This is a genomic window from Sphingomonas bacterium (genome assembly GCF_903644135.1).
Taxonomy (GTDB): domain Bacteria; phylum Pseudomonadota; class Alphaproteobacteria; order Sphingomonadales; family Sphingomonadaceae; genus Sphingomonas.
This window is the reverse complement of record NZ_CAHJXA010000356.1, coordinates 1-2747: the sequence shown is the minus strand read 5'-3', so window position 1 is coordinate 2747 and position 2747 is coordinate 1. Positions and strand designations below refer to the sequence as shown.

General features: G+C 70.0%; 2 protein-coding genes and 1 pseudogene. All 3 read left to right on the top strand.

All coding sequences use genetic code 11. The annotated features are described in order from the left end of the window. Positions 1-140: pseudogene (locus HUU96_RS15235) on the top strand (FAD binding domain-containing protein); the annotation flags it as partial. After that, the gene (locus tag HUU96_RS14395) at positions 137-2482 is read left to right on the top strand and encodes a xanthine dehydrogenase family protein molybdopterin-binding subunit (protein ID WP_174293429.1); all 2346 of its coding nucleotides are present in this window, start codon (positions 137-139) and stop codon (positions 2480-2482) included. The pseudogene HUU96_RS15235 and the gene HUU96_RS14395, both read left to right, overlap by 4 nt. Before the next feature lie 46 nt (positions 2483-2528). Beyond that, positions 2529-2747: anhydro-N-acetylmuramic acid kinase (locus HUU96_RS14390; protein ID WP_174293428.1), on the top strand; the 219-nt coding region annotated here is incomplete at its 3' end.

Sequence of the window (2747 nt, the reverse complement as noted above, 5' to 3'; positions counted from 1 at the left end):
CCACGGCGGCGGCGTTCCAAGCCGCTGCCGTGGCCGAGCTGGCCGACGCCAGGCCGCTGCGCGACAATGGGTTCAAGGTCGAACTCGCCAAACGTACCCTCGTCGCCGTGCTCGGCGACCTCGCCGGAGAGACCGCATGAACATCGTCGAGAACGCCAAGGTCGCGGCCCAGACGGCGGTGCAAACGGTGATGGCGAAGCTGGTGCCGCTCGCGCCCGACAGCTGGATACCGGGCGGCGTTCCCGACCCGTTGATCGCGCGCAAGCACGGCACGATCGGCACTGAAGTGTCGCGCCTCGACGGGCCGCTCAAGGTCAGGGGAGCCGCGCGCTTCGCCGCCGAGATCGCGGTCGCCGACCTCACCTATGCGGCGCTCGCCTATGCGACGATCCCGCGCGGGCGGATTGCGACGATCGATACGGCGGCGGCGGAGGCGGCGTCCGGCGTCGTCCTGGCGATGACCCACCTCAATGCGCCGCGCATGAACAAGCCGGCGGTGTTCGGCAGCTCGCCGACCGCGGCGGGGCCGAGCGACCTGCCGATCATGCAGGACGACCGCATCCACTGGAACGGCCAGCCGATCGCGGTGGTGCTGGCCGAGACGCAGGAACAGGCGGACCATGCCGCGTCGCTGATCGTCACCACCTATGTGGCGGAACCATCGACCACCGGCTTCGCCAAGGCCAAGGCGGAGGGCGTGAAGCCGGGCATCTTCAACGGCGAGCCGCTGGTGAACGAGAAGGGTGACGCGGAAGCCGCATTCGCGGCCGCGCCGCACCGGGTCGACCACGCCTATTCCACCCCGCGCCACAACCATAACGCGATCGAGCTCCACGCCGCGACCATCCTGTGGGAAGGCGACGAGCTGGTCGTCCATGATGCCAGCCAGCTGGTCAGCATGGAAGCGGCGACCCTTGCGGGCGTGTTCGGGCTCAAGGCCGAGCAGGTGCGCGTGATCTCGCCCTATGTGGGCGGCGGCTTTGGCGGCAAATGCCTGTGGGACCATCAGATCCTAGGGGCCGCCGCGGCGAAGCTGGCAGGTCGCCCGGTGCGGATCGTGCTGTCGCGCGAGGGCGTCTATCGCATCGTCGGCGGCCGTACCCTGACCGAGCAACGCGTCGCGATCGGCGCGCAGGCGGACGGCCATTTCGACGCGCTGATCCATACCGGCACGGTGGCGATGTCGCCGCACAACAACATGCCGGAGCCGTTCATCCTCGGCAGCCAGGCCGGCTATGCCGCCGACGCCATCAAGCTGTCGGTCGAGGTGGCGACGATGAACATGCTCGCCAACACCTTCATGCGCGCGCCGGGCGAGTCGGTCGGCACCTTTGCGCTCGAGTCGGCGATCGACGAGCTGGCGGTGGAGATCGGCATCGACCCGATCGAGCTGCGCCTCGTCAACGAGCCGGACAAGGACCCGGTGTCTGGCCTGCCCTTCTCGTCGCGGCACATCGTCGAGGCGTGGCGGGCGGGGGCGGAGCGGTTCGGCTGGCCGGAGCGGAGCGCGACGCCAGGCACCCGGCGCGAGGGCGAGTGGCTGATCGGCCTGGGCTGCGCCACCGCCACCTATCCCTATTACCGGATGCCCGGCAGCGCGGCCCGGATCACGCTGACCCGCGATGCCGGGGGCGACATCGTCGCGAAGGTCGAGGTCGCGGCGCACGAGATGGGCATGGGTACCGCCACGACGACGACGATCGTCGCCGCCGAGCGGCTCGGCCTGCCGCTGGAGCGGGTCGAGGTGGCCTATGGCGACTCGATCATCCCCGGCGCGATCCTGGCCGGTGGCTCGCAACAGACCGCCGCGATCGGCGCGGCGGTGATCTCCGCCCATCGCGAGCTGGTCGCCGAGCTGATCAAGCTCGCCGGCAACGACTCGCCGCTGGCCGGGCTGTCGCCCGATGAGGTCGGGAGCGAGGACGGTGGCCTCGCCAAGCTCGAAGACCCCGCGCAGCGCGAGAGCTACGCCTCGATCCTGTCGCGCGCGGCACGCGACAGCGTGACCGTGACGGCGCAGGCGAAGCCGCCGCTGGAAGTGAAGCACTGGTCGATGCATTCGCATGGCGCGATGTTCTGCGAGGCGCGGGTCAACGCGGTCACCGGCGAGACGCGGATCAGCCGCTTCCTGGGCTCGTTCGACACCGGTCGTATCCTCAACGCCAAGACGGCGCGCAGCCAGTTTCGCGGCGGCATCATCATGGGGCTGGGCCTCGCGCTGATGGAGGAGACGCAGTTCGACGAGCGCAACGGCCGCATCATGAACCCCAGCTTCGCCGAATATCACATGCCGGTGCACATGGACGTGCCGGAGATCGACGTGATCTGGACCGACATCGCCGACCCGCACACGCCGATGGGCGCGCACGGCATCGGTGAGATCGGTATCACCGGGGTCGGCGCGGCGGTCGCCAACGCGATCTACAACGCCACCGGCAAGCGGGTGCGCGACCTGCCGATCACCCTCGACAAGCTGCTCTGACGGCCGATACGCCGTTCGTCGGGGTGGAGAGCCGGGAGGATAGCTGATGCGCGTGCTCGGCTTCATGAGCGGTACGTCGCTCGACGGCGTCGATGCCGCGATCGTCGAGACCGATGGCGAGCGTGTCGAGGCGTTCGGGCCGACCCGGCTGGTGCCGTTCACCGCCGCCGAGCAGCAGGCGCTGGTCGCGGCGACCGAGGACGCCGTCGCCGCGGACGGGCATGGCCGCCCGGCCTCGTTCGACGCGGCGGAGGCGGTGATCCTC